Origin of the sequence: Achromobacter sp. NPDC008082 (genome assembly GCF_042957345.1) — a bacterium.
GTDB lineage: Bacteria > Pseudomonadota > Gammaproteobacteria > Burkholderiales > Burkholderiaceae_B > Achromobacter > Achromobacter kerstersii_A.
The window spans coordinates 171362-197661 of the sequence record NZ_JBIBIB010000006.1 but is presented as its reverse complement, the minus strand read 5'-3'; the positions used below and the strand labels follow the sequence as shown (position 1 = coordinate 197661).

General features: G+C 64.1%; 22 protein-coding genes. 18 read left to right on the top strand and 4 right to left on the bottom strand.

Annotation, left to right across the window (positions count from 1 at the left end; translation table 11 throughout):
* Positions 1-11 precede the first annotated feature (11 nt).
* Positions 12-908: a DUF72 domain-containing protein gene (locus ACFZAI_RS24470; protein ID WP_391569365.1), complete on the bottom strand. Its 897-nt coding sequence runs from the start codon at positions 906-908 to the stop codon at positions 12-14.
* A gap of 148 nt (positions 909-1056) precedes the next feature.
* On the opposite strand from ACFZAI_RS24470, the gene ACFZAI_RS24465 reads away from it, so the two are divergent.
* From ACFZAI_RS24465 to ACFZAI_RS24435, 7 genes are all read left to right on the top strand, one after another.
* Positions 1057-3162: an ATP-dependent helicase gene (locus ACFZAI_RS24465; protein ID WP_391569364.1), complete on the top strand. Its 2106-nt coding sequence runs from the start codon at positions 1057-1059 to the stop codon at positions 3160-3162.
* 65 nt (positions 3163-3227) lie between these two features.
* Positions 3228-4256 (top strand): magnesium and cobalt transport protein CorA, encoded by a 1029-nt coding sequence (locus tag ACFZAI_RS24460; RefSeq protein ID WP_391569363.1) that lies wholly within the window; start codon positions 3228-3230, stop codon positions 4254-4256.
* Positions 4257-4371: 115 nt separating this feature from the next.
* Complete coding sequence (locus ACFZAI_RS24455; protein WP_391569362.1) at positions 4372-5064, top strand: thermonuclease family protein; 693 nt, start codon at positions 4372-4374, stop codon at positions 5062-5064.
* An 85-nt stretch (positions 5065-5149) separates the two neighbouring features.
* Positions 5150-7384, top strand: a complete 2235-nt coding sequence (locus ACFZAI_RS24450; RefSeq protein WP_391569361.1) for an ABC transporter substrate-binding protein — start codon at positions 5150-5152, stop codon at positions 7382-7384.
* Positions 7381-8358 (top strand): ABC transporter permease, encoded by a 978-nt coding sequence (locus ACFZAI_RS24445; protein WP_391569360.1) that lies wholly within the window; start codon positions 7381-7383, stop codon positions 8356-8358. Before ACFZAI_RS24450 ends, ACFZAI_RS24445 begins: the two co-directional genes overlap by 4 nt.
* Before the next feature lie 5 nt (positions 8359-8363).
* Complete coding sequence (locus ACFZAI_RS24440; protein WP_391569359.1) at positions 8364-9887, top strand: ABC transporter permease; 1524 nt, start codon at positions 8364-8366, stop codon at positions 9885-9887.
* A complete protein-coding gene (locus ACFZAI_RS24435) occupies positions 9884-11566 on the top strand; it encodes an ABC transporter ATP-binding protein (protein ID WP_391569358.1) in 1683 nt (560 codons plus the stop codon). Before ACFZAI_RS24440 ends, ACFZAI_RS24435 begins: the two co-directional genes overlap by 4 nt.
* Positions 11567-11636: 70 nt before the next feature.
* On the opposite strand, the gene ACFZAI_RS24430 is transcribed toward ACFZAI_RS24435, so the two are convergent.
* The 3 genes from ACFZAI_RS24430 to ACFZAI_RS24420 form a co-directional block, all read right to left on the bottom strand.
* Positions 11637-12140, bottom strand: coding sequence for a MarR family winged helix-turn-helix transcriptional regulator (locus ACFZAI_RS24430; protein WP_391569357.1), 504 nt, complete (start codon positions 12138-12140; stop codon positions 11637-11639).
* A 71-nt stretch (positions 12141-12211) separates the two neighbouring features.
* Positions 12212-13945, bottom strand: a complete 1734-nt coding sequence (locus ACFZAI_RS24425; RefSeq protein ID WP_391569356.1) for a collagen-like triple helix repeat-containing protein — start codon at positions 13943-13945, stop codon at positions 12212-12214.
* A 384-nt stretch (positions 13946-14329) separates the two neighbouring features.
* Positions 14330-16039, bottom strand: a complete 1710-nt coding sequence (locus tag ACFZAI_RS24420) for a ShlB/FhaC/HecB family hemolysin secretion/activation protein (RefSeq protein ID WP_391569354.1) — start codon at positions 16037-16039, stop codon at positions 14330-14332.
* Between the two features lie 491 nt (positions 16040-16530).
* On the opposite strand from ACFZAI_RS24420, the gene ACFZAI_RS24415 reads away from it, so the two are divergent.
* The 11 genes from ACFZAI_RS24415 (at position 16531) to ACFZAI_RS24365 (ending at position 26298) form a co-directional block, all read left to right on the top strand.
* The gene (locus tag ACFZAI_RS24415) at positions 16531-17361 is read left to right on the top strand and encodes an MHYT domain-containing protein (RefSeq protein ID WP_391569353.1); all 831 of its coding nucleotides are present in this window, start codon (positions 16531-16533) and stop codon (positions 17359-17361) included.
* A 116-nt stretch (positions 17362-17477) separates the two neighbouring features.
* A complete protein-coding gene (locus ACFZAI_RS24410) occupies positions 17478-17654 on the top strand; it encodes a Flp family type IVb pilin (protein ID WP_391569352.1) in 177 nt (58 codons plus the stop codon).
* 136 nt (positions 17655-17790) lie between these two features.
* Positions 17791-18312 carry a prepilin peptidase gene (locus ACFZAI_RS24405; protein WP_391569351.1) on the top strand — a complete coding sequence of 174 codons (522 nt, stop codon included), beginning with the start codon at positions 17791-17793 and terminating at the stop codon, positions 18310-18312.
* A complete protein-coding gene (locus ACFZAI_RS24400) occupies positions 18279-18719 on the top strand; it encodes a TadE/TadG family type IV pilus assembly protein (protein ID WP_391569710.1) in 441 nt (146 codons plus the stop codon). Before ACFZAI_RS24405 ends, ACFZAI_RS24400 begins: the two co-directional genes overlap by 34 nt.
* Before the next feature lies 1 nt (position 18720).
* Positions 18721-19221 carry a TadE/TadG family type IV pilus assembly protein gene (locus ACFZAI_RS24395; RefSeq protein WP_391569350.1) on the top strand — a complete coding sequence of 167 codons (501 nt, stop codon included), beginning with the start codon at positions 18721-18723 and terminating at the stop codon, positions 19219-19221.
* Entirely contained in the window at positions 19218-20174 is a 957-nt protein-coding gene (cpaB, locus tag ACFZAI_RS24390; RefSeq protein WP_391569349.1) for a Flp pilus assembly protein CpaB, read from the top strand. Before ACFZAI_RS24395 ends, cpaB begins: the two co-directional genes overlap by 4 nt.
* A gap of 65 nt (positions 20175-20239) precedes the next feature.
* Positions 20240-21622 (top strand): type II and III secretion system protein family protein, encoded by a 1383-nt coding sequence (locus ACFZAI_RS24385; protein ID WP_391569348.1) that lies wholly within the window; start codon positions 20240-20242, stop codon positions 21620-21622.
* Positions 21619-22959: a pilus assembly protein CpaE gene (locus tag ACFZAI_RS24380; protein WP_391569347.1), complete on the top strand. Its 1341-nt coding sequence runs from the start codon at positions 21619-21621 to the stop codon at positions 22957-22959. The genes ACFZAI_RS24385 and ACFZAI_RS24380 overlap by 4 nt, the downstream gene beginning before the upstream one ends.
* Positions 22960-22992: 33 nt before the next feature.
* On the top strand, positions 22993-24357 hold the full coding sequence (locus tag ACFZAI_RS24375) for a CpaF family protein (protein WP_391569346.1): 1365 nt from the start codon (positions 22993-22995) through the stop codon (positions 24355-24357).
* A complete protein-coding gene (locus ACFZAI_RS24370; RefSeq protein ID WP_391569345.1) occupies positions 24357-25286 on the top strand; it encodes a type II secretion system F family protein in 930 nt (309 codons plus the stop codon). The genes ACFZAI_RS24375 and ACFZAI_RS24370 overlap by 1 nt, the downstream gene beginning before the upstream one ends.
* Positions 25287-25299: 13 nt before the next feature.
* Positions 25300-26298: a type II secretion system F family protein gene (locus ACFZAI_RS24365; RefSeq protein WP_391569344.1), complete on the top strand. Its 999-nt coding sequence runs from the start codon at positions 25300-25302 to the stop codon at positions 26296-26298.
* The last annotated feature ends 2 nt before the right edge of the window (positions 26299-26300 follow it).

Below are 26300 nucleotides of genomic sequence, written 5' to 3'. Positions count from 1 at the left end.
GGCCATCAGCATCAAAACGGCAGCAGCGCCGACGCGAAGGCGGCGGCGTTGCGCATGCCCTGGTCTTCAAAGTTGGTGTTGAACACGGCGTGCGCCTGCGTGCTTTGCGTGGCGAGCCGCGAAAAGCGTTCCGCCAGCTCCGCCAATTCACGTTCGGTGTACTCGTATTGAAAGCGCCCCGACGACGCCGTGCCCGACACATTCCACGCATCCGTGTTGCGGCCGTGCAGGCGCAGCAAGGTCAGGTCGGGGTGCGTGCATTCCCATATGGCGGGCACCGTGTTCTCAAAGCCCTGCGGCGCGTCGACCACCGTGTGCACCACGCCCAGATCGCGCTCAAACGCCAATGTGTCCGCGATGGCGGCTGCGCTGTCAAACCAGCTGCGATGCCGGAACTCCACCGAAATCAGATGCTCTTGCATGCGCCGCGCGCAGTCGGCCACATGCGCGCGGCCCCGCGCATCGCGCCGGACCCAGGGCGGAAACTGGAAATGCACCGCGCCCAGCTTGCCTGGCATCCGCAGCGGTTCCAGCGCCAGCTGATAGCGGCGCCACAGCTCATCGCGCAAGTCTTCCGGCATCTGGCCGTGATAGATGATGGGCTCGGGCCAATCGTCCAGTTCGCGCTGGATGTCGCGCGGCAGGGCGGCAAGCGGCGTCTGGTGGCCGGTGAACAGCCGGAAGGCCTTGATGTTGAAGACAAAATCGTCCGGCGTGCGCTGGTCCCACAAATAAGCGTTGTCGGCCGAGGGCAGGGCGTAGTAGCTGGAATCGACCTCGGCCAGCCGGTAGCGCGACGCATAAAAGCGCAGCCGCGATTCGGCGCTGCGGGCCTCGGGCGGATAGAAGCGGCCGCAGGCAAGCAGGGTGGGATCGGTCCAGGAGGCGGTGCCGGTCAGAAGGCGCATGGGGGGGTATCGGGTTCGTATCGTGCCGGCGGCGGGGCCGGCTACGCTATGATAGCTGGATAAATAGCCAGTCATTGGCCGCCAATTCAGCCCAGCCTGCCGGTCAGGTTTTGCCGCCCAGCCGTCTCCAGCGCCGTCACAACGCGTCATGTCCGAACAGAATTCCGCTTCTACTCCCAGCCGTCCCGACCCCCTGGCCGACTTGAATTCCGCGCAGCGCGAGGCTGCCGAATTCGGCGTGGCGGGCGCTTCTGGCGATGACGGCCCCTTGCTGGTGATTGCGGGGGCGGGTTCGGGCAAGACCAACACGCTGGCGCATCGTGTCGCGCACCTGATCCTGAATGGCGCAGACCCGCAACGCATGTTGCTGCTGACCTTTTCACGCCGCGCCGCGCAGGAAATGGATCGCCGCGTAGGTTCGGTGTTGCAGCGGGTGATGAACCTGCGCGGCTCGCAACAGGCGCCGTCGCTGCCGTGGGCCGGCACGTTCCACGCCATCGGTGCGCGCTTGTTGCGCGACTGCGCGCTGCGCATCGGCCTGTCTGAAGCCTTCACCATCCATGACCGCGGCGATGCCGAAGACCTGATGGGCATGGTCCGGCATGAGCAAGGCCTGTCGTCCACGAAATCCCGCTTTCCCTTGAAAGGCACGTGCCTGGCCATTTATTCGCGCGTGGTCAACAGCCAGACGCCGGTGGCCGACGTGCTGAAAACGTCATTCCCGTGGTGCGCCCAATGGGAAGACGAACTGAAGAATCTGTTTCGCGGCTATGTGGCCGCCAAGCAGGATCAGCAGGTGCTGGACTACGACGACCTGCTGCTCTACTGGGCCGAGATGATGTCCGACCCAGGCATCGCGGCCGACGTGGGGGCGCGGTTTGACCACGTGCTGGTGGACGAATACCAGGACACCAACCGCTTGCAGTCGGCCATTCTGCTGGCGATGAAGCCCGACGGGCGCGGGCTGACGGTGGTGGGCGACGACGCCCAATCCATCTATTCGTTCCGCGCGGCCACGGTGCGCAACATCCTGGACTTCCCGACGCAATTCCCCAAGCCCGCGCGCGTCATCACGCTGGACCGCAACTACCGTTCCACCCAGCCCATCCTGAACGCATCGAATGCGGTGATCGGGCTGGCGACCGAGCGCTACGCCAAAGACCTCTGGACCGATCGCGCGTCATCGCAATTGCCAGAACTGGTGACCGTCAGCGATGAAGCCGGCCAGGCGCGTTGGGTGGCCGATCAGGTGTTGGCGCAGCGCGAGGGCGGCGCCACGCTGAAATCGCAGGCGGCGTTGTTTCGCACGGCCAGCCATAGCGCCGCGCTGGAACTTGAGCTGACCCGCCGCAACATCCCCTTCGTGAAATTCGGCGGCCTGCGTTTTCTGGAAGCCGCGCACGTGAAGGATTTGCTGTCGTTGTTGCGCTGGGCTGAAAACCCGCGCGGCCGCATGGCGGGCTTTCGCGTGGCGCAGCTGATGCCGGGCATTGGCCCCGCCACCGCCGGCAAACTGATGGACGCCATGTCCGCGTCCGCCGAACCGCTGCAAGCCCTGCGCGAATTCAAGCCGGGCGCTGCCGCCCAAGAAGAGTGGGGCGCGTTTGCCGACACCTACGCAGCATTGTGCGACCCCGGCCTGCGCTGGCCCGCGGATGTCGATCTTGCGCTGCGCTGGTATGCCGGCCAGCTGGAACGCCTGTATGACGACGCCCGTGTGCGCAAGACCGACCTGGACCAGCTGGTGCGGCTGGCGGCGGGCTATCCGTCGCGCGAACGCTTCCTGACCGAGCTGACGCTGGACCCGCCTGACGCCACCAGCGATGAGTCCGGCGCGCCGTCCCGCGACGAGGACTACATGATCCTGTCCACCATCCATTCCGCCAAGGGCCAGGAATGGAAGGCCGTGTACGTGCTGAACGTGGTCGACGGCTGCATCCCGTCCGACATGAGCACCGGCACCGCCGAGGAAATCGAGGAAGAACGCCGCCTGCTTTACGTGGCCATGACGCGCGCGAAAGAACGCTTGCAGCTCATCGTGCCGCAACGCTTTTACGTGCATCAACAAACGGGCATGGGCGACCGCCATGTCTATGGCTCGCGCACGCGCTACATCACGAATGCGATGCTGCCGCTGTTTGACCATCTGCCCAAGCCGCCCGCACTGCCGGATTTGCCGGGCGGCGGCCCGCCCAAGGAACCCCAGGCGCCCAGCATCGACGTCACCAAGCGGGTGCGCAGCCTGTTCTCGTAGCCTGGGCTATCATCGGCCGATGCGTATAAGTTGTCCGGTAGGGATCGCGTTGCCAAAGGAAGTCCATGTCCGCCGAAGATAGTTTTGCCGACGCCCACAAGGGCGAGGTGGTCGCGTCGATTGCCTATGTAAATGGGCGCCGCGACCGCGAAGTTCCCATCGACGAGGTGGGGCAGCACATCACCCGGTACAACAGCCAGCCGCAAGGCCAACCGCCCGGCATGTTGTGGATAGGCCTGCGCAATCCCACGCCGGAATTGCTGGCCCGGATTACCGGCGAATTGGGCGCCTGCGGCAAGAACCAGGAAGAAATGCTGGAGCCGCACCGGCGGCCGAAGATCATCGACTACGGCAACATGGTCCTTATCGTGACCATCACGGTCGAGGTCGAAGCCGAACGGCCCATCTTCGGCGAAACCCAGCTACTGATCGGCGACGGCTTTCTCGTCACCGTGCGCCGGGGGGCGACGGCGGCGCACAGCCCCTTGCGTGAACGGCTGGAAGCGTCGCCCGACCTGCTCAAGCGCGGCAGCGATTACGTGGCGTCCGAAGTGCTGGACTGGCTGGTCGACCGCTATGTGGCCGCGGCCGGCAAGATCGAAAGCGTGGTCGAAGGCGCAGAGCAAAAGCTTTTGATCCGCGGCGCCAAAGATACCGATATCCGCAGGCTCTACCGGCAGCGCCGCGACCTGCTGCGCATTCACACCGTGGTGTCGCCGATGGCCGAGATCTGCCGCCGGCTGGCGCGCGTCGAGATGTCGGCGGTGGATGAGCATGCACGCCCGTACTTCGGCGAAGTGGCCGACCGGGTGCTGCGCGTGGACGAACTGTTCAATGCCTTGCGGGAATCGCTGGCCTTCGCCTTTGAAGCCAGCCTGATGATCGGGCAGGCGGCGCAGAACGACACCACCCGCAAGCTCGCCTCCTGGGCCGCCATTCTGGCGGTGCCGACGGCGATTGCCGGCATCTACGGCATGAACTTCGAATTCATGCCCGAGCTGAAATCGCCCTGGGGGTATCCGATTACGCTGGGCGTCATCGCAACGATCTGTTCGGTGCTGTACTGGCGGTTCCGCAAGTCGGGCTGGCTGTAGGCGCGGGCGCGGCGTAGGCGCACCCGGCCAAGCGGGACATTTTCCTCTCATCGCGCCGGTGGAAACGGGGCCGGCTGTGGCAAACTTCCTGCGTTTCTAACGTGGAGTGTGGCCGGTGCGTGGCAAACCCCCTTTTCGCGGCGGCAGCAAGCTGACCGCCTTGATCGTCGCCGTGATCCTTGCGGCGGCGGGCGCCCTCGTCAATTGGCTGCAATCTGACGGGCGCGATCCGCAACGCCCCCCATCGGCCGGGTCTTCGCCGCCATCCCTATCCCCGTCCTCCTCTCCATCCACATCCCGCCCCGGCCCCGGCCCCGCGTTGGCGGGCGGCATCCCGCAAGGCAGCTATACGCTGACCGGCCCCATCGTCAACGTCTCTGACGGCGACACCGTCACGCTGCGCGCGCCCGACGGCCAGCGCCGCATCCGCATGGACAGCATCGACGCCCCAGAAGAAGGCCATGGCGCTGACCAGCCCGGCCAGCCCTATGCCGAGGCGTCGCGCAAAAATCTGGCCGGCTTGGTGGCGGGCAAGACGCTGACCGCCCAATGCTACGAACAAGACCAGTACGGCCGCGACGTGTGCGCGCTGATCCTGGACGACGGCCGTTCGGCCAACCGCCTGCAAGTTGAATCCGGCTACGCCTGGGCCTACACGGCCAGAAAAGGCGACTATCTGCGCGACAAGGCCATGCCCGACCTGCAACGTCAGGCCAAGGACGCCAAGCGCGGATTATGGGTCGATCAAAACGCCATGCAGCCCTGGAAATGGCGCTACGACTGCTGGCGCCAACGCCAGTGCGGATGAGCCCGGCCGGTAGGGGGATGCCTGGGTACTGGCTCTGTCCCGCGTTTGCTATCCTCTGTCGCAACGATTTGAAGGGAAGGTTTCCATGCGTGCATTGAAGCGGCTCTGGGCGACAGCCATGCTGCTGTTGCTGGCGACGACGGGCTGCTCGCAAGAAAGCCCCATCAATAGCCCGTATCCGTCCGGCGCGGAAAGCCAGAACACGTTTTTCTCAGCGTTCGCGTCGCGCTCGCCCAAGTATCTGGACCCGGCCAACTCTTATTCCGGCGACGAAACGCCTTATACCTACAACATCTATGAACCGCTGTACGGCTATCACTATCTGAAGCGGCCGTACGAATTGGTGCCGCGCGCGGCGCAGTCCATTGATCCCCCGGTCTATCTGGATGCGCAAGGCAAGGAACTGCCCGCCGATGCGCCGGGCGACCAGATCGCCGAAAGCGTTTACGACATCAAGATCCGGCCCGGCGTGCGCTTTCAGCCGCATCCGGCCTTTGCCCGCAAGACAGACGGCAGCTACGACTACTACCCGCTGGCAAGCGGCGAGCTGGACGACAAGTTCTACATTCCCGATTTCCCGCGCACCGGCACGCGTGAACTGACCGCAGACGATTACGTCTACGCCTTCCGCCGCCTGGCCAGCCCGCGCGTGGCTTCGCCCATTTTTTCCGTCATGGCGGATCACGTTCAAGGCATGCAGGAATACGGCGACCGCCTGCGCAAGCGCGACCAGGCCTTGCGGCGCGACATGCCCGGCGGCAGCACGCCGCCCTGGCTCGACTTGCGCGAACCCGATGGCTTCACCGGTGTGCAGGCGCTGGACCCCCACACGCTGCGCGTGCGCGTCAAGGGCAAGTACCCGCAGTTCAAATACTGGCTGGCCATGACCTTCACCGCGCCCGTGCCGTGGGAAGCCGACCGCTTCTACAACCAGCCGGGCATGGCCGAACACGATTTGTCCTTGAATACGTGGCCGGTGGGCACGGGGCCGTACATGATGGCGGAGTCGTTGACGAACCGCCGCCACGTGCTGGTCCGCAACCCCAACTTCCACGGTGAACCCTATCCCTGCGAAGGTGAACCCGGCGACAAGGCGGCTGGCCTCTTGGAAGACTGCGGCAAGCCCACGCCCTTCATTGACCGCGCGGTGTTCAGCCTGGAAAAGGAAGCCATCCCGCTTAGCGGCAAATTCATGCAGGGCTATTACGACGTGCCGCAGATTGAACGCGGCGAGTACGGCGTGGCCATGCTGGTGGCGGCGGGCGACAGCGAAGACAAGGCGCGCCTGTACCGCGACCGCGGCATCCGGCTGCCAACCACCGTCGAAACCTCGATCTGGTACATGGGTTTCAACTGGCAGGACCCGGTGGTGGGCAAGGGCGACACGCCCGAGCAGGAAGAAAGGAACCGCAAGCTGCGCCAGGCCATCAGCATCGTGTTCGACTGGGAAGAATACGTTGCGGTGTTCGAAAACAGCCAGGCGTCCGTGGCGCAAGGGCCGGTGCCGCCCGGCGTGCTGGGCTACCGCGAACCGCCCGAAGGCGTGAACCCCGTTGTCTATGACCTGGTCGATGGTAAGCCGGTGCGCAAATCGCTGGACGTGGCCAAGCGCCTGCTGGCCGAAGCGGGCTACCCCGACGGCCGCAACGCCAAGACCGGCGCGCCGCTGGTGCTGTACTACGACGCCATGCAGGGCGGCGGCTCCAACCCGCAGTTCGACTGGATGCGCCGGCAACTGAACAAGCTGGGCGTGCAGCTGGATTTACGCTCCACCGACTACAACCGCTTCCAGGACAAGATGCGGCGCGGCGCGGCGCAGATTTTCCTGTGGGGCTGGGTGGCCGATTACCCCGACGCCGAGAATTTCCTGTTCCTGCTTTATGGCCCCAACGCCAAGGCCAAGACGGGCGGTGAAAATGCCGCCAACTACGCCAGCCCGGAATTCGACAAGCTGTTCGAGCAGATGAAGTTCCTGGACGATGGCCCCGAAAAAGAACAGCTGATCGCCAAGATGGTGGCCGTGGTGCAACGCGATGCGCCGTGGATGTTCGGCTACTACCCGATGTCGGCGGGGGCCTATCAGCAGTGGGTGGGCAATGCCAAACCCACGCAGATGGTGCGCAACACGCTTCAGTACATGAAGCTGGACCCCGCGCTGCGCGAGCGGAAGATTGACGAATGGAACTCGCCGATCTGGTGGCCGATCGGCGTACTGATACTGCTGTTGGCGCTGGCGATCTGGCCGTCGTACATCGCGCTCAAGCGGCGTGAACGCCAGACGGCGTTTGGCCCCGCCGTCCGTAAGGAGCATCAATCATGATCGGCTATGTGATCCGCCGGCTGCTGTATGGCGTGCTGATTCTGATCGGCGTGAACCTCTTCACCTTCATCCTGTTCTTCGCCGTCAACACGCCGGACGACATGGCGCGGCTGGCCATTGGCGGCCAGCGCGCCAGCCAGGACGCGGTTGAAAAATGGAAGGCCGAACGGGGCTACGACAAACCGCTGTTCTTCAATGCCAACGCCGAGGGCGCGTCGCAACTGACCGATACCGTCTTCTATCAGCGCTCGGTGCCGCTTTTGGCCATGAAATTCGGCGCGTCCGATAGCGGCCGCGACATCAGCCGCGAGATCAAGACGCGCATGGGCCCCAGCCTGGCGCTGGCGGTGCCCACCTTCATCCTGGGCCTGTTCGTCAGCATCGTGTTTTCGTTGACGCTGGTGTTTTTCCGGGCGACGCGGCTGGACTTCTGGGGCGTGGTCGTCTGCGTGCTGCTGCTTTCGATCTCTGGCCTGTTCTACATCATTGCGGGCCAGTGGGTCTTCGCCAAGCTGATGCGGCTGGTGCCGTTCTCGGGGTTTTCAGGCGGGTTGGACGTCGTCAAGTTCCTGGCGCTGCCCGTGCTGGTGGCGATTGTGTCGCGCTTGGGGCCTGAAGCGCGCTTTTACCGCACGCTGTTCCTGGAGGAAATTGGCAAGGACTACGTGCGCACCGCGCGCGCCAAGGGCCTGGCCGAACGCGTGGTGCTGTTCCGCCACGTGCTGCGCAACGCGATGCTGCCCATCCTGACCAGCACGGTTGCCGCCTTGCCGCTGCTGTTCATGGGCAGCCTGATCGCGGAATCCTTCTTCGGCATACCCGGGCTGGGCAGCTACACGATCGACGCCATCAACGCGCAGGACTTTTCGGTGGTGCGCGCCATGGTGTTCCTGGGCGCGGCGCTCTATATCGTGGGCCTGATCCTGGCCGATATTTCCTACACGCTGGCTGACCCCCGCGTCCGATTCGAGTAGCCGCCATGCCCAAGATCGTTTTCCTGTGGACCGATGTCGCGCTGTGGCTGATGGTGCTGAGCGCGCTGGCCTACCTGTGGCATGTGCGCCGCAGCCCCAACCTGCGCGCCACCTGGGCGCGCGTGGCGCGCGATACGCCCGCGATGTGTTCCGCTGTCATCCTCGTTGCCTTCTCGGTAGTGGGCCTGCTGGACTCGGTGCACTACCGGCCGCTGTTGCCGCCCGCGCCGGGCGCCGCCGCTGACGCGCCGCCCGTCTATGCCCCCGCCGTGAAGTCGGCGCTGGACGGACTCCTGACCGGCACCGTACTGACCCAACCTGAAAAGAACTATTCACAGCCGCTTGCGGCCTATCTGTTCCTGAAGGAAACCATGCTGGTCAATGACCAGCCGGTGCGCGACTTTCCGCGCTTGCGCGGCGCCGCCACGCACCTGACCGATCCCAAACAGGAACGCACAAGCGATGTGCTCACGCGGCTGGGCGTGGGGCTGGCGGGGGGCTTGGCCGTGGCGGTGGCGGGGGCGGGCATCCTGTTCGCGGGCCTGGTGCGGCGCGAGAAGTCGGCATCGGCCGCCGCAGACGCCTTGCTGCTTGGCCAGTCCGATATCCCCTGGCGCGCCATGGTGATCACTTTCACCGGCCTGTGCCTGTTCGCAGGCGCGCTGGCGGGCTTGTCCAGCGGCTACCACGCGCTGGGTACTGACCGCATCGGCAACGACGTGTTGTGGCAGGCGCTCAAAAGCATCCGCACGGCGCTGGTCATCGGCAGCCTGACCACCATCGCCATGCTGCCGCCCGCCATCATCTTCGGCATCGCGGCGGGCTATTTCAAGGGCAAGGTCGACGACGCCATTCAGTATCTGTACACGACCATCACGTCGATTCCCGGTGTGCTGCTTGTGGCCGCCTGCGCGCTGATGATGCAGGTGTACATCGATAACCACGCGGATCTTTTCGACACCTCGGTGGCGCGCGCGGATTTGCGCCTGTTTCTGCTGTGCATGATCCTGGGGTTCACGGGGTGGGCGGGGCTGTGCCGCCTGTTGCGCGCTGAAACGCTGAAGCTGCGTGAACTGGAATACGTGCAGGCGGCGCGCGCCTTTGGCGTGTCGCACTGGCGCATCATGACGCGCCACCTGCTGCCCAACGTGGCCCATCTGGTGCTGATTACCGTGGTGCTGGAATTTTCGGGGCTGGTGCTCTATGAGGCCGTGCTGTCGTACCTGGGTATTGGTGTGGACCCCAGCATGAATTCGTTCGGTTCGATGATTAACGGCGCCCGCCTTGAGATGTCGCGCGACCCGATGATCTGGTGGAGCCTGCTCACGGCTTTCATTTTCATGCTGGCGCTGGTGCTGGCGGCCAACCTGTTCGCGGACGCCGTGCGCGACGCCTTTGACCCGCGCACCCGCCGCTACAAGCCCAGCCGGATGGCGCGGCTGGGCGGGTGGGGCGGCCTGATCGGGCGTCGTTCGGCGCCGGCGCTGGGCGCCGAACCGCGCGCCTCGAAGTCTGGAGACGCACCATGAACGCCCCGGCTCCGTTGCTTGAAGTCCGCGGCCTGGAAGTGGACATTGCCGGCGAAAGCGGCATGACGCATGCCGTCAAACGCCTGGAACTCGCCATTTCGCAGGGCGAAACGTTTGCGCTGGTTGGAGAATCCGGCTGCGGCAAAAGCATTACCGCGCTGGCGCTGCTGCGCTTGCTGCCCGATGCCGGCCGCATTGTCGGCGGGCAGATCGATCTGGACGGCGAAGACCTGAACCGGCTGCCCGAAAGCGCCATGCGTGGCGTGCGCGGCGGCCGCATCGGCATCATCTTCCAAGAGCCGTCCACCAGCCTGAACCCGGTTATGCGGGTGGGCGACCAGATCATCGAAACGCTGACGGCGCACACGCCTTTGCGCGGCGCCGCCGCACGCACACGCGCCATCGACTGGCTGCGGCGCGTGGGCATTCCAGAGCCTGAGCGGCGCGTGGATGATTACCCGTTCCAGTTCTCGGGCGGACAAAAGCAGCGCGTCATGATCGCCATTGCGCTGGCGGCCGAACCCTTGCTGCTGATCGCGGACGAACCCACCACCGCGCTGGACGTCACCGTGCAGGCGCAGGTGCTGGATCTGCTGGCCGACATCCAGCGCGAAATGGGCATGGCCGTGCTGCTCATCACGCACGACCTGGCGGTGGTGAAGAATGTGGCGCACCATGTGGCGCTGATGCGCGGCGGCGAAATCGTTGAAAGCGCCAGCGCCGAGGAATTTTTCCGCGCGCCCAAGCACCCCTACGCGCGCCAATTGTTCGAAGCCATTCCCACTTTCGAAAAGCGCGGCGTGCCGCTCACCGAACAAGGCCGTCAAGCCATGGCGCGTGACGAGCACCGTCGCGCCAAACCGCGCGAGGCGGGCGAGGTGGTGCTGGACGTGCAAGATCTGAAAGTGCATTACCCCATACGCAAAGGTCCGTTGCGGCGGATCGTGTCGTGGGTCAAGGCCGTGGACGGGGTCACGTTTTCGCTGCGTGCCGGGGAAACCCTGGCGCTGCTGGGGGAATCCGGTTGCGGCAAGACGACCACGGGCAAGGCCTTGCTGCGCTTGATCGACGGCGCGCGGATTTCGGGCCGGGCCATGCTGCAAGGCAAGGATGTGCTGACGGCTGACCGCCGCACCTTGCGCGACCTGCGCCAAGACATTCAGATCGTCTTTCAGGACCCGTATGCCTCGCTCGATCCCCGCATGCGCGTGGGCGATATTCTTGACGAAGGCCTGGAGTCTCTGCGCCGCGGCATGAGCCAGAAAGAGCGCGCCGCGCATGCCGCGCAGCTGATCGAACGCGTGGGCCTGCCCGCCAATACGCTGACACGCTATCCGCATGAATTTTCGGGTGGACAGCGCCAGCGCATCGCCATTGCGCGGGCGCTGGCGGTTGAGCCTCGCGTGCTGATTTGCGATGAACCCACGTCCGCGCTGGATGTGTCGGTGCAAGCGCAGATTCTGGATCTGCTGCGCGAACTTCAAGACGAGCTGGGCATTGCCTACCTGTTCATCACTCACAACTTTGGCGTGGTGGAATATCTGGCCGACCGCATCGCGGTCATGGATGGCGGGCAGATCGTCGACGTGGGCCCGGCCGACACGGTGCTGCACGCGCCGCGCCATGCGGTCACGCGCCGCTTGCTCGATGCGGTGCCGCGCTTGCAGTTTGGCTCATGAAAAACGCGCCCTGATCCTGGGGGATCAGGGCGCGTAAAACGCTTTGGGGTAAAACTTGCGCGGGGCGGGCTCAGAGATCGTCGTGATGCGCGCTGCGCGTCTCCAGCCAGACCAGCGTGTCATGCCGCAAGGTGCGCACGCATTGCGCCAGGAAGGCATGAACCGTTTCCATTTCGCCTGTGTCATAGCGGCGCGCCATCAACATCACCGCGTCGGCAATCCACTGGCGTTCTTGCAACAGGTGCTGGCACCGTTCCTCAACCGGCCGGATCACGATCATCCGGCGATCCAGCGGGTGGCGGCCGCGTTGCACATAACCCGCCGCCTCCAACCGGTTGATCAAGGCGGTGGCGCCGCCTGAACTGATGCCCATCAGCTGGGCAAGCTGCCCGGTGGGCAGGGCATCGAATTCCATCACCAGTTCCAGCGCTTTCAGGTCGGCCAGGGGGATACCCAGCTTTTCCGCCAGCGCGGACTGGCATGCGGCGTTGTACACCGAGAACTGACGGCCCAACATCAGGGCGATGTCGTCAAGCATTCCCGGCCGCAGGTCACTCGTGCGAGATTCAGGCATCACGGTCACATGCTCATGGTGTAGAAGGTTTTCTTGAAGCATGGTGTCACTCCCAAGCGTTGGTCAGTCGATTACTTCTTGGCCGAAAGGCCGCCCAGCAAACCCCCCAACAATCCGCCGTTGGTGGTTCCATTCGTGGTGGTGCCGGTGACGCCGCCCAGCAGGCCACCCAGCAAGCCGCCGTTGTTGGCGTTGCCCGCAGCGGCCCCGCCCGCACCCGCGCCCGCCGCGCCGCCAGCACTTACGCCAGCGCTGGCGCCCGTCCCGGTGCTCACCCCGGCGGAGACGCCGCCGACCAAGCCGCCGACGACACCGCCCAGCAGGCCGCCATTGGCCGCACCGCCCGAGGCGCCACCGGTTGCGCCGCCCGCCGCACCACCCGCCGCACCGCCTGTCACCCCACCCAGCAGGCCGCCCAGCAAGCCGCCGTTGGCCGTGCCGCCTGCGGTGCCCCCGGTTGCGCCGCCCGTTGCGCCACCCACGGCGCCGGTCACGCCGCTCAGCAGACCCGTCACCGGCGCCAGCAAGCCGGCTACGCCACCGTTGGCCGGCGTGCCGCCCACCCCGCCCACGCCACCGAGAATGCCGGTGATGGGGCTGAGCAAGCCGCCCGTGCCGCCTCCGGTAACGCCACCCGTCACGTTGTTCAAGCCCAATCCGCCCGTCAGCGATGCGACAGCGCCTGTGGCGTGCGTCAGCGTCGCGCCCAGCGGATTCGTGTTGCCCGGCGTGGCGGTGAGCAAGCCGCCGGCGCTGGCTACCGCGCCGCCCAGGCCTTGCAAGACACCGTTCAAGCCGGCCGTGTTGCCCGGCAGCGAGCTGCCTGCATTGGCGACGGTGCCGCCCAAGCTCGTGAGCAGGCCGGCGACCGGCGCGCCCAATTTGGTCGTATCACCCACTTGTTGCGTCAGGCCGACCACCGTTCCCGCCAGCGGGCTGGCGGTGGGGTCAAGCGCGGCGCCCACACCCGCCAACGCCGGTTGCAGCCCCAGCGGCAAGACGTTGTCGACGGCCTTGCCGGTATTGCTCAGCGCAGGCTCCAGCAACGGGGTCGACGGGCCAGACAACAGGCCGCCCGTCACGCCGCCCGCCACCTGAGTCACCGGGTTCAGCAAACCGCCCTGGCCCGACAGGCCAGCGGTCAGCGCGCCCACGGCGTTCGTCGCGTTGCCCAGCACGGTCGTCAGCGGCATCGGATTGTTCGGGTCGGCGTTCAGCAGGCCGCCTACGCTAGAGACCGTCTTGCCCAAGCCATCAACCAGGCCGCCGACGCCCGCGTCCAAGCCGCCAGGCAGGCCCGAGTTCTTCACGGAGCCGCCCAGGTCGCTGACCAGGCCGCCCACTTGTTTCGTGACGCCGTCCACAGGTTGGCCCAGGCCGGTCGTGGCGCCCACTTGCTGGGTCAGACCGACGACGGTGTTGGCGATGGGGGCGACGGTGGGGTCCAGCGCTTTACCCACGCCGCCCAGCGTCGTCCCCAAGTTCAGCGGCAGGGTGTTGTCCACGGCGTTACCGGTATTACCCAGCGTGGTTTGCAACAAGCCGGCGGTGACGGGGTTCGTGGGATTCGTGGGGTTGGTGGGATTGGTCGGGTCAGTACCGCCCGGGTTCGTGGGATTGGTGCCACCCGGGTTGGTGGGGTTGGTGCCGCCCGGGTTGGTCGGAATATCGGTGCCAGGCAGGCTGGCTGACTTCTTACTGCCACCGTTACCGCCGCAGGCAGCCAGTGCGCTCATCAGAGCTGCGGCCAACAGGGTAGAGGTCAGAACGCGTTGAATACGGTTTGCTTCGACGTTGCGATACATGGCGAGCTCCTAGTGGGATAAGTCAGGCGCTGAAACTGCCCGATACGTCTCTCCATGCATAAACCGTGCCAATTTTTTTCAAACGGGGCGTGTTAAGTGCAAATTCAGTTTTCGGCTTTAGGAAAAATCCTTTTATATCAATAGGATAGATGGGGATTGAAGGGTTTGTACTAGGCCTGGGAAATTCCCATTTTTGCGACCACGGGAAGCCTGCGAATGTTACGAATGACGGGTTATTAGCCGTTACGTTACGGGGCGCGTTACGTAACGTGGTGTGCGCAAACGCCGTAACGCGATGGGGTTAATCCGTATGATTGATTGACGCATCAATAAAAAAACGCCTGCTTCGGCAGGCGTTTTTAATCGGGCATTCGCGGCGTCGGATCAGAACGCGTCGTAGAAAAGTGAATAGTTGGCATTGAACCGGACGTCGCGGCCGTCGTTCACGGTGGCTGAACCTACGGGTTTCGCGACGTTGAAATCGAACAGATAGTATTTGTCGTCCGTGAAACGCAGGCCCAGCGCCACCGAAGACAGGTGACGATTGTTCAGGGCTTGCAGCCCCTTGTTGTTGTACCAGGTGCGTGCATAGTCCACTAACACGTAGGGCTGAACCCCCGAGAGGTATTCCCAACCCGTGGCGAAACGGCGGTTGATTTCAGCGGATACGCCGATGCCTTTGTCGCCACTTTGGTCGCCTTGTGGATACCCCATGGCATAGCGCCAGCTGCCATAAGACACTTGTTCCGACGACGGCAAGATATTGCTGGAATACTGGCCAGCGCCCGACAACGTCAGGCCAAATTGCCCGGGTAACGCAAAGATCTGCTTGGCGCTCAGGTTATAGCGGGTGAAGTCCAGGTCCAGGATCGGGGTTGCCGAATATCCATAGTTGGTCGAGATATCTTTCTTGGCGCCCGCCGCGTCGAACCCCTTTGAGACGCTGACGGTCACGTCCGTGGCGGCGGCTTCCGATACCTGGTAGTACCGCAGCTCCGCAGTGGCGGCGCGAACGCGGGCGTCCTGCTGCAGCCAGAGGTCTGTGGAGCGCGAATCGTAGCGGTCCTTGGAGTTGGCGGCGTACATGCCCAGCGTGCCCGTCAGCGAGCGCGTGTTGTTCAGCAAGAAGGGGTAACTAACGCCAATACCGATACGGTCGTTCTTTACACGGCGCTCAAACCCCAGGTATTCGACGGCGTCGTCCTGGGGCTTGGCGTCGTAGTGATAGCCATCAACTTTGATCGCCAGGCCGTCGGCGCCAATGGGCACTGACACCTCACCCATCACGTATTTCACGTCGCCGCTATTAAAAGGGACGGCTGCCGTCAGTTTGACCTGCTCACCCAATGGCGTGAGGCTGTTGGCCGCCATATTGACGATGGGCTGCATGCCTGTGCCCAAGTCCGCAACGCCGCCCGTCAGGCTGACGGGATGGCGGGTGGCGGTCAGCACCAATTCAGTTTCGCCGTCTGCCCGGCGCGGCAAATCCAGCGCCGGCGTGAATTTGACGCCCGGTACGGTGCGCATCAAATTCAATTGGCGTTCAAGCGTGGCTTGTTTTAACGGGCGGTCTGCTTTCAGCGGACCGGCCAGCGTTTCCAGCCGGTCTTGCGCATTGCCGATATCGCCTTCGATGCGAACGTTTCCGATATACCCCTCAACCACCGTCACCACAACCAGCCCGTTGGCGAAGGTCTGGTTTTGCACCAGCGCAAATGACAGGGGATAGCCTTTGTCGCGATACAGCTGGGTAATTTTATCCACCTGTTGCACCAGTTCGCCCAGGCTGATTTCCTTCCCTGACAGCGGGCTGAGTATTCCCGACACTTCTTCAAACGGTATGGCGTGCACGCCGCTGACGTCGAAATTCAGTGGCACGATGCGCTGCGCCAGACGCGCCTGCAACGCCAATTGTTCGGGGGTGGCGGTTTGCACCACGGGCGGCGGTTGCACCGCACCCGGCGGCCGTTCCAGCTGGGGCAGGGCGTCAACGGGATTGCCTCGTAGCGGTCCGTCCGCGCGTGCGGCAGCGCTACAAGCAAGGAGGCAAATCAGGGCGAGGGTAAGCGAACTTGCCGGTACGGTACGTCTCATGCCTTGTGTTTCTCTCATTTCCGCAGGCGCTATCCCGTCTGGTATTCGATATTCTCTAAATATTGAATTTATAAAGGGACATAACGTTGGAAGTAAAAATTTACCTGCGCCGCTGGCGGTATGGTGCCAGCGAGTGGGGATAATGACAATTTATTTCATTGTGACCGCGTGGAAACGGCAGGATAACAACATTGAGAAATGCCTGGGTACGCAAACATATAAGAGAAGTGAGGGTTAACTAGCGGTTTTTAATAAGATTCCTACTATTTTTGCTGTATTCGTTACATGTCTGTGGTCGCAGTATCCAGAAGATTGGTATAAACCCTGATGTGTATTAAATGTTAATAGATAAGACTATATAAACGCATCAATACTATCGGCTATTCGGACTACTCGGGGGTCCACCAAATGGACGAGCTAGATCGTAATACCTCTTGCGACGGCGCCGCAGCCGCGCACTGCAATTACAGATTATTTCGCCGGGGCCATTCATGAACCCGGGTGACATCGTTCCCCTTTCTTTCAACGCCGGCCTGGTGGCGTTGTCGTTCCTGACGGCCGTACTCGGCTCGTACGTGGCGTTGCTGGCCGCAGCCGGCATCCGCACCGAAACCCAGGACGGCGAAATCCGCTTTGGTTACATCATCATTGGCGCCGTGGCGATGGGCGGCGTCGGTATCTGGAGCATGCATTTCATTGGCATGCAGGCGCAGAACCTGCCGTTTGAAGTGGGCTACCAAGTCGGCCTGACGGTACTCAGCTTTATCGTGGCCGCGGGTTTCTCTGGCTGGGCATTCTGGTTTGTCGGACGCGACCGCTTCACATTTTCACGCTGCGTAATCGGTGGCACGGCCGCAGGCCTGGGCGTTGCCGCCATGCATTATCTGGGCATGGGCGCCATGCGCATGCCGGCTGTGCTGCTTTGGAATTTTCCGATCGTTGTTTTATCAGTGCTTATCGCAGTGATTGCGGCGCCAGCCGCGCTGTGGCTGGCTTTCAATACGCAGAATGAGTTTCAGCGCGCCGGAGCCGCCATTTTGATGGCCGTAGCCGTGTGCGGCATGCATTACACCGGCGCGGCCGCCGGCACCGTTATCTGCAGCACCCCGCGTGACTATTCCAGCCTGCAAATTGGCGGGCTCATGCTGCCTTACATCGCTTTCGTACTGTCCGCCGTCACGCTGCTGATCATGCGTTGGCAATTACAGCGGGCGTCTCGCCGGTTCCGCGCGCGTATGGCGCAACGGATCGACTCTTTCATTGAATCGGCGCCGGTGGCCGAGCCAGGCAAATTGCCGGGCTCGACACTGGGGCCGGGTTAGCAGGACCCGGTTTGCGGCGGGTGGGGAATACACCTGTCAGCAAGCAGTTCCGGGCTTAGGGGGCTGGTACCGCGTAGCGGCGCAGCTCAATTATCAATCGAGACTAGGAGCTCGACATGAAAGCGAAACTTGCGCAGTTCTGGAACGACGAAGATGGCATCACCGCCCTGGAATACGGGCTGATCGCTGGGTTGGTTGCAGTTGCCCTCATTGCTGCCGTGGGCACATTTAGCGACGCGCTCAGCTCCATGTTCACGGATCTCGGCGCCAAGCTCAACGCGGCAAGAACGTAACCCCCAGGTCGCGTACCGCGATGGCTCGCGCCGTTGCGGTACGTGCCTGATCTGCCGTGGCACCGCTTGACTATGTGGCGTGTTCGTCTGGACGGACATGCTTGCCGTTGAATCTGCTTGATCAGAAGGTCCTGCCTTGTATCCAGGGGAAGTGCTGTGGTGGCTGCTGTTCGCATGCTGGAATCTGGCGCTGATCTACAACGATCTGCGCTATCGCCGAGTCCCCAACACGTTGATCGTGGCTGGGTTTGCGGCGCAGCTGCTTTGGCTGGCCGCCGCCGCCCTGCTGCCGGGATGGCTGTATCCCCCACGCTGGACGGGGTGGCCCATGACACTGGCAGGCTTTCTGAGCGCTTTTCTCTTCTTGCCGTTTTGGGGCCGGCGCCTGATGGGCGCGGGCGATATCAAGGCGATCGCCATCCTTGGGCTGCTGCTGGGCCTGGCTCCGCTGATGCTGGTGCTGGTGGGAGCCAGCCTGCTGGCGGGAATGCACGCCCTGATCTATGTCGTGTGTTCGCAGTACTGGGCGCTGTCCGACCGGACACGCAAGATTCCCTACGGGATGTACTTGGGGCTCGCCGCCCTCAGCGTGGCGTTTACGCCCTTGAATTCGGTTTGGTATTCGTGGTGTTCTTCCTGGTGCTCTACGGCATCCTGACGTTTGGGCTGGCATTCCTTGCACAGAATTCAGTGACGCTCGCCGCCCAGGACGGAGCACGCAAGGTGCTTCAATGGCAGGCCGGCACCACCTCTCTTACCGCGCGCGCAAACGCGGGCCGTGATACCGCGCTAGACATCGCGCAATGGATCTCATCGATGTCGTCGGCGCCGATCAAAGTGGCGGTATGCGGCAGCGGCGGCGCGTTGAGCAGCAGCGCGGGCGGCACGTGCAGCGGCCAGCCGCTGGCTCCCGACCAGATTGAAGTGACGGTGTCCTACGCTTATGGCGCGAATCCGCTGATCCCGAACGTTCCTCTGTTGCAAGCGGCGTTGATGCCCGCCTCAAGTGTGCTGAGCGCCCGCGCCACCGTGCACCTGGGCAACACCCTGGGCGTAGGGGGGTGACATGCCGCTGCCCACATCGCCCCGCCGGTCGCTTGCGCTGTCAGCCCGCCTGATGCGGCAGCGGGGCATCGCCGCCCTGGAATTTTCATTGACCCTGACCATGCTGCTGATGTTCGTCTGCGCCGTGGTCGGCTATGGCGTGCTGTTCTGGATGCAGCAGCAACTGGCATCAGCCGCGACCGAAGGCGCGCGCGCCGCGGTGTATGCGCAGATCAGTGGCAGCAGCAACGTGCAGGGCGATGCCTGCGTCGCCGCCATGAGCGTGTTCTCGACGGGTTCCGCGGTAGCGTGCGCGACGACGCGCGCGCCCTGCGCATGGGCCGGCTCGGGCGGGCAGACGGCCAACTGCGCCACGGTATCCATGACTTACAACACCCAGTCCTGGCCGTTGCTGGCGACGCTGCAGACGTTCATCGTCATGCTGCCCGGCACGAACAAGAACTGGGTGCCCACCCGGTTGTCATCGAAAGCCATCGTGCAGATATCGCAAGGGACACCATGAGCAGTCTTAGCAAGATCATCGCGGGCGTGTTGTTGGTGGCGGGCATTGTGCTGGCCTTCCTGGCATGGCGTCTTGCGTCGCATTCCAGCGCGCCGCCCGCGCCTCCCCCGCCCGTCGCCGCCGCGCCGGAACCGGCGGCGCCGCCCGTGACGTTCCACCCGGTAGTGGTGGCCAGGGAGGCGATACCGGCCGGCACCCGCATCGACGCCAGCAAGATGCTGATGGTGGCGCAGTGGCAGGTGTCCTTGTCCAACAGCTTTGATTCCCTGACGCCGCTGGAAGGCGCCGTCACGCGGGTGGATATCGCCGTGGGCGATCCCATCGTTCCCAGCCTGTTGGCGCAGGGGCTGGCCAAGCAGCTCAAGCCGGGCGAACGCGCGGTGGCGGTGGCGGTCGACGAAGTCATAGGCGGCGGCAACCGTATTGCGCCCGGCGATCTGGTCGACGTGTTCTTCATGGTCGAGAAAAGCCAAGAAGTGCCGGGCGGCCAGGCGCGCCTGCTTCAATCGCAAATTCGCGTGCTGGCGTATGGCCGGCAGTCTGTCGACGGGCCGGAAGAAAAATCCATGCTGCAACAAGGCCCGGGCCAGCCAGCAAAGACCGCCGTGCTGGCGGTGCCGGTGGACCAGATCAACGACTTGATATTGGCCAGCCGCGCAGGGCGGCTGCAATTGGCGCTGCGACCCGTGGGGGATGACGCGGTGCCCGATACGACGCTCTTCGCCAAACGCGATGCGGTCTTGCCCGTGCGAGCCGACTTGACGCCCGCGCAACGTGAGGCCTTGCTGACCGGACCCAACCGCGCGTTCGCAGGCGACAGCCTGGTGCAGCTGGATGGCACGACGCAAACCGTCCGTACGACGCCCAACCGCGTGGCGGGTTCCGGCGGCGGGGGCGGCGGAAGAACCGTTGAAATCGTGCGGGGAGATAAATCCGAGCGCGTGCGTTATTGACCGTAGCTGCGCGTGGCCAGGTGCCGCCCGCGGCTGGACCTTTCAAAACAAGTAGATCCAGCACAATGAAGAAACATCAGCGCACCACCTTGATCTGCGTCCTGTCGGCCGCAGCGGCGATGACTTACGGTGTCGCCAGTCTGGCGCAAACCGCCACGCCTGCGGCGGGTGCGAGTGCGCCAGTCCGTGACATCGCGGTGGCCGTGCGCGGCCAGCAGTCGCTTATGTTGGATGGCGGCGCGCCCAGCCGTATCGCCATCGGCGACCCGGAAGTGGCGGACGTGAAGATCTTGCCCGCATCGGGCAAGCGGGCGGGGTCCATACTGCTTTACGGCAAAAAGGCGGGCACCACCCAGCTGCAAATCTGGACCGGCAACAACGCCGCGCCGCAGATTTGGAATGTGCGCGTGGCGGGCAGCGTGCAGGCCGCCTTGGCCAGCCGTGGCCTGGAAAGCGGCGCCAACGTCGATATCGCGGGCGACCAGGCGATTGTGTCCGGGCATGCCGAAACGCCGCTGGGCCAGGTCGCGTCCGCCAAGGCGGCTGCCGCGGCCGTCGGCGACAAGAATGTCGTTGACGTATCCACCGCCGGCACGGGCGGCGTCGTGCAGGTGGAAGTCAAGGTTGTGGAAGTGTCGCGCTCGGTGATGAAGCAGGCGGGCATCAACTTCGCCGCCAGCAATGGCCCGTGGGCCGGCACCAGCGCTACCTCGCCGTCGGGGCTGGGTGCGCCGCTGGGGTTCACGCCGGGCGGCGCCATCGCCTCGGGCTTCTCGCTGTTCTACGACTCGAACAACTTCTCCGCTCGGCTGCGCCTGTTGCAAAGCAACGGCATGGCGCGCGTGCTGGCGGAACCCACGCTGGTGGCGTTGACGGGCCAAAGCGCGAGCTTCCTGGCCGGCGGCGAGCTGCCGATTCCGGAAGCCGGCGGCTTGGGAACCACTACGGTGACGTTCAAGCCCTTCGGTATCGGCCTGACGGTGACGCCGACCGTGCTGTCGCGTGAACGGATTTCGCTCAAGGTCGCGCCGGAAGCCAGCGAGCTGGACTACAGCAACGGCATCGCCATCGCCACCAGCTCGGAAGCCAGCACCATTATCCCGGCGCTGCGTACGCGCCGCGCCGACACGACGGTGGAACTGGGCGACGGCGAAAGCTTCGTCATCAGCGGCCTGGTGTCGCGGCAGACCAAGGCGATGGTCAACAAGGTTCCGATGCTGGGCGATCTGCCCATCATCGGCGCGTTTTTCCGCAGCGTCGATTACTCCCAGGAGGATACCGAGCTGGTCATTGTGGTGACGCCGCGTCTCGTGCGCCCGATTGCGCGCGGGGTGACGCTGCCACTACCCGGGGGCCGCCAGGAACGGGCCGATTCCACATTCAATGCCTGGGGCTATTACCTGATGGGCCCCGTCGGCGGCGAACAAATGCCGGGTTTTTCACGGTGAGCAATATGAAGACACATGCCAGCGAGTGGGTGGGCCTGCAAAACGGGAAGCGGTTCCTGTTTTGCTCAAAAGGCGATGGGGTTGCCGCGCAGCTTGGACATGCCCTGGGTGACATGGGCATGTTGACCCAGGAGACGCCTGGGGTGGAAGAGTTGGCGCGGCGCTTGACCGAAATTGCCCCCCAGGTGGTGTTTCTGGACTTCACCTTGAGCGAAGGCGAACCTGGGAAGTTGTTCAAGTCCGCGGAATTGGCGCGCTTGCTGGCGCGCATTGCGCCTACTGTGCCGCGTGTGGCGGTGGGCCTCTTGAGCCAGCCAGAAGGCGCGATCGCAGCCTTGCGCGCGGGCGTCAGCGATTTTGTCGACCCCACCGTGGCGCCCGAGGAAGTCAAGGAAGTAGTGTTGCGCTTGCTGGATGCGCCGGCGGGCGGCGGGCGTATGGACGGCTCGCGCCGCAGCGTCCTGTTGCTGGGCGCGCGGCCGGGCGTCGGCACCAGCACGCTGGCCGTGCATCTGGCCGGCATGGTGCAAGACCGGCTCAAACACATGCATGCGGCGCGCGCCGCCGCAGCGGGCGCCAAGCCCGCCAAACCGGCAGAGCAGGCGGGCGCGATGCTGCCGCTGTCCAGCCGCGTGGCGCTAATGGACCTGGGCTGGCCCGTGGGGGATTGCCAGCTGTATTTGAATATCGGCAGCGACTTCGATTTTGCCGAAGCCGCGCGCAACTTGCGCCGCCTGGATTCCACCTTATTGGGATCGGCCATGGCGCACACGCCCAACGGACTCAGCGTGCTGGCCCTGCCGCGCGATTTGAACCAGATGCGTGACGTCTCGCAATCCGATTCGCTCTTGGTGTTTGAACGCATGCGCCAGCATTTCGGCGTGGTTGTGGCCGATGCAGGCGGCTTCACGAATCCGGAATTCGTGGCGGGTCTTGCGCGGTCGTCTCAACAGAACTGGATCGTGACCGACCAGAGTGTGGGTGCGCTGGTGTCGCTGGCTGGCTTGCTGCAAGAGCTTGAGCAACTGCACGTCGACCGCCGCAGCCTGGGCTTGATCGTCAACCGTTACGACGAACGCTATGGCATGACGGCGCAACAGATTGCTGACCGGTTCCAGCTGGACCTGGTGGGCACCTTGCCCGACCGCACGCTGGCGCTGATGGTGTGCACGAACCAGGGCCATTTGCTGCACGAAGAGGCCGAGCGCGATGTGTACGTGCGCGCCGTGCAGACCCTGGCGGAAAGGCTCAGCGCGGAAGAGAACACCCCCGGCGGGCGGGCAAGCTGGCTGGCCACCTGGCTGCCCGGCGTGCACCGCCGCATGATCGTTGGTTAACGGCAAGATTCAGGGACGGCGGCGGAATCCGACATGATCATGACAGCGACCATAGAGTTCGGCGGCGATGGCGACAAAGGGTTCTCGTCGTCAAACCGCTTCCAGGAAGTAAAAACGGCGGCGTACGAGCACCTGCTGTCCCGTATCGAGGAACTGGGGGCGGAGTTCGGACGCTGGGCGCGTTCGGCGATACAGGAATTTGTTGATATCGAAGTCGCCAGCTTTGTCCGATTGCGCCGCGTGCCGATCAACGAAGGCGAAATGCGGCAGATCGCCGAAGCGCTGACGAAAGAACTGGCGGGCCTGGGGCCGCTGGAAGACCTGCTGGCCGACCCCGCGGTAGAAGACATCCTGATCAACGGTTACGACAACGTGTTCGTGTCGCGGCGCGGCGTGCTGGCGCGCGAGACGCTGCGCTTTACCGATAACCAGCATGTGTTGCGCATCGTGCGCCGCATTCTGGCGCCCATCGGCCGCCGGCTGGATGAGTCCAGCCCCATGGTGGACGCGCGCTTGCCCGATGGCGGCCGCTTGAACGTGGTGATCGAACCGCTGGCCGTTGATGGCCCGATGGTGTCGATCCGAAAATTTCGCCAAGACCCGCTTAAACCCGCCGACCTGCTGACGCTGGGCACGTTCGACGAAGAGATCTACCGGCTGTTGCATGAAGCCGTGAAGAACCGCTGCAACGTGCTGGTGTCGGGCGGCACCAGCTCGGGCAAAACGTCGCTGCTGAACGCGCTGGCCTTTTTCATTCCCGAAACGGAACGCGTGGTGACGGTGGAAGACACCGCCGAACTGTCGCTTAACCATCCGCACGTGGTGCGGCTGGAATCGCGCCAGGGCGGCTTTGACGGCAGTGGCGCAGTCAGCATCCGCGAGCTGATCCGCAACAGCCTGCGGATGCGGCCTGACCGCGTGGTGGTGGGCGAAGTGCGCGGCGCGGAAGTCATGGACATGCTGCAAGCCATGAACACCGGCCACGAAGGCTCCATGGCCACCATTCACGCGAACTCGCCGCGCGAATGCCTGTACCGGATCGAAATGCTGGCGGGCTTTGCGGGCTTTCAGGGCAGCGAAGACAGCTTGCGCCGGCAAATCGCCAGTGCGCTGGACTTCATTGTGCAGATTGGCCGCCTGTCCAACGGCAAGCGGCGCGTGCTGTCGGTGACCGAAGTCACGGGCATGGGCGATAACGTCATTTCGACGCAGGAACTGTACCGCCACGAAACCTTCACCACGCTGGAAGGCGAAGAGAAGGACCGCTGGAACTGGCTGGGCATACACCCGCACACGCCCAAGCTGGCCAAGATGCGCAACGACGCGCGCACCAACGACAACCCGCAAGGGGACAACGATGGCGGTGGCGGCGGCGGATTCTGGAGCCGGAGGCGCTGATGCAAGACGCTCTGATCCTGGGAGGCATGGCGCTGCTGCTAGCCGTCGGGGCGGTGCTGTTGTGGCGTCACGCCAATAGCGGCGCGCGCCGCAAGGCCAGCTCTGATTTTCTCGACAACCAGCTCAAGCGCGGCCGTGACACGCCGGCGGAAGCTACGTTCTCGGAAGAGGTGCGAGGCAGCGCGCTGCGCAGCGGCATTTCAAGCTGGGACCGCATGCTGCTGCTGGCGGGCGTACGCCAAAGCCCGGGCTTTTATTTGCGGATCACGTTACCCGTCATCGCGGGCGGCATCCTGGCCTGGCTGTTCCTGGGGCCGCTGTCTGGCGTGGTGACCAGCATCATGCTCGCCGTGCTGACGTACTTCATGTTGTGGCTGCGCGCCGACCGCCGCCAGCGGCGCATGATTTCGCAGCTGCCCGCGTTTCTGGACAACATCGTGCGCCTGATCACCATCGGCAACAGCATGGGGTCGGCGTTCCAGACGGCCGCCGCCACCACGGACCAACCCTTGCTGGAAGTGGTGGAAACCGCGGCCAGCCTGAGCCGCTCGGCCAAGGAATTGGATGCCGCGCTGGTGCAGGTGTCGCGCATGTACGGCTTGAAAGAGCTCTACATGATTGCCGCGGTGGTGTCGCTGGCGATGCGCTTCGGCGGGCGCAGCGACCAGGTGCTGGAACGCATGGCGGCCTTCATGCGCGACGTGTCCCAAGCCCGCGACGAGCTCACTGCCAGTTCGGCCGAAGTGCGCTTGTCGGCGTGGATTCTGGCCTTGCTGCCCGTGGGCATTGCCGGTTTCATCATCGTGGCCAACAACAAGTTGTTCATGGGCCTGTGGGAAGACCCGGTGGGCTTCAAGATGCTGCTGACCGCGGTGGGCCTGCAACTGGGCGGCTGCTATTGGCTGTACCGCATGGCCAAGTCCATTTAAGAGGGAGGCGACGATGGATATCCTGCAATCCTTGAATGCCTCGACGGTGCTGGCGTTGGCGCTGATGCTGGTGGCTGGTGCGATGCTGGTGCTGGGCATCAGCATGACGCGGCGCCTGCGCGGGCAAGGGCGCAGCCAGCAGGTGGTTGAGCAGGCGCTGGCCACGCGCAAGAATGCGGGCGCATCGGCGGCGGCCGTGCCGGCGGACGCCAGCAAAGGCAAGTTCGCCTCGGCCACGCGCGCGGCCGACGCGTTCGGCAAACGTCTTAGCGAAGGCCGCCTGGCGGACGCGCTGCTGGCCGCAGAAGACCGCAAGATGGTCGACATGGCGGGCTACGCCGACATCGGCACCGCGCGCTCGCGCTTTGTCGCGGCGCGCTTTGGCCTGGCCATCCTGTTCCCGGTGCTGGCGGTGGTGCTGGACGTGAAGAAGCACCTGATCAACTCATCGATGGGCGTGTTCATCGCCGCCTTCTTCGGTTTTGCGATTGGCTACATGCTGCCCAAATGGATTGTCAGACGGCGCATGGCGCGGCGGCGGCGCATGGCGGCCGACGAGCTGCCGTTGCTGATTGATTTGCTGCGTCTGCTGCAAGGCGTGGGGTTGTCGATTGATCAAAGCATGCAGGTGCTGGTGAAGGAATTCGCGCAGGTGCTGCCGGTGTTGTCGTCTGAATTGCGGCTGGCGTCTGAACTCTATGTGCGCGGCCGCACGCGCGAACAATCGCTGGCGCGCCTGGCCACGGGCTTCGATAACGACGACCTGTCCGCCATCTGCCGCCTGATCGCGCAGGTGGACCAGCATGGCGGCGCGGTGCAGGAACCCCTGAACCGGTTTGGCGAGCGGCTGCGCGATAAACGCCGGCTGCAACTGAAGGAAAAAGTGGGCAAGACCACTGTGAAGATGACGGGGGTCATGATTTTGACGCTGTTGCCCGCGCTGTTGATCGTGACGGGCGGCGCAGGGTTCATTGCGGTATTGCGCGGGATGTCGCGCTTGGGGGGCTTGTGATG

Coding starts and splice junctions, on each gene's coding strand:
- ACFZAI_RS24470 (WP_391569365.1), bottom strand. CDS start 908: ATGCGCCTTCTGACCGGCACCGCCTCCTGGACCGATCCCACCCTGCTT.
- ACFZAI_RS24465 (WP_391569364.1), top strand. CDS start 1,057: ATGTCCGAACAGAATTCCGCTTCTACTCCCAGCCGTCCCGACCCCCTG.
- ACFZAI_RS24460 (WP_391569363.1), top strand. CDS start 3,228: ATGTCCGCCGAAGATAGTTTTGCCGACGCCCACAAGGGCGAGGTGGTC.
- ACFZAI_RS24450 (WP_391569361.1), top strand. CDS start 5,150: ATGCGTGCATTGAAGCGGCTCTGGGCGACAGCCATGCTGCTGTTGCTG.
- ACFZAI_RS24445 (WP_391569360.1), top strand. CDS start 7,381: ATGATCGGCTATGTGATCCGCCGGCTGCTGTATGGCGTGCTGATTCTG.
- ACFZAI_RS24440 (WP_391569359.1), top strand. CDS start 8,364: ATGCCCAAGATCGTTTTCCTGTGGACCGATGTCGCGCTGTGGCTGATG.
- ACFZAI_RS24435 (WP_391569358.1), top strand. CDS start 9,884: ATGAACGCCCCGGCTCCGTTGCTTGAAGTCCGCGGCCTGGAAGTGGAC.
- ACFZAI_RS24430 (WP_391569357.1), bottom strand. CDS start 12,140: ATGCCTGAATCTCGCACGAGTGACCTGCGGCCGGGAATGCTTGACGAC.
- ACFZAI_RS24425 (WP_391569356.1), bottom strand. CDS start 13,945: ATGTATCGCAACGTCGAAGCAAACCGTATTCAACGCGTTCTGACCTCT.
- ACFZAI_RS24420 (WP_391569354.1), bottom strand. CDS start 16,039: ATGAGACGTACCGTACCGGCAAGTTCGCTTACCCTCGCCCTGATTTGC.
- ACFZAI_RS24415 (WP_391569353.1), top strand. CDS start 16,531: ATGAACCCGGGTGACATCGTTCCCCTTTCTTTCAACGCCGGCCTGGTG.
- ACFZAI_RS24410 (WP_391569352.1), top strand. CDS start 17,478: ATGAAAGCGAAACTTGCGCAGTTCTGGAACGACGAAGATGGCATCACC.
- ACFZAI_RS24395 (WP_391569350.1), top strand. CDS start 18,721: ATGCCGCTGCCCACATCGCCCCGCCGGTCGCTTGCGCTGTCAGCCCGC.
- cpaB (WP_391569349.1), top strand. CDS start 19,218: ATGAGCAGTCTTAGCAAGATCATCGCGGGCGTGTTGTTGGTGGCGGGC.
- ACFZAI_RS24385 (WP_391569348.1), top strand. CDS start 20,240: ATGAAGAAACATCAGCGCACCACCTTGATCTGCGTCCTGTCGGCCGCA.
- ACFZAI_RS24375 (WP_391569346.1), top strand. CDS start 22,993: ATGATCATGACAGCGACCATAGAGTTCGGCGGCGATGGCGACAAAGGG.
- ACFZAI_RS24370 (WP_391569345.1), top strand. CDS start 24,357: ATGCAAGACGCTCTGATCCTGGGAGGCATGGCGCTGCTGCTAGCCGTC.
- ACFZAI_RS24365 (WP_391569344.1), top strand. CDS start 25,300: ATGGATATCCTGCAATCCTTGAATGCCTCGACGGTGCTGGCGTTGGCG.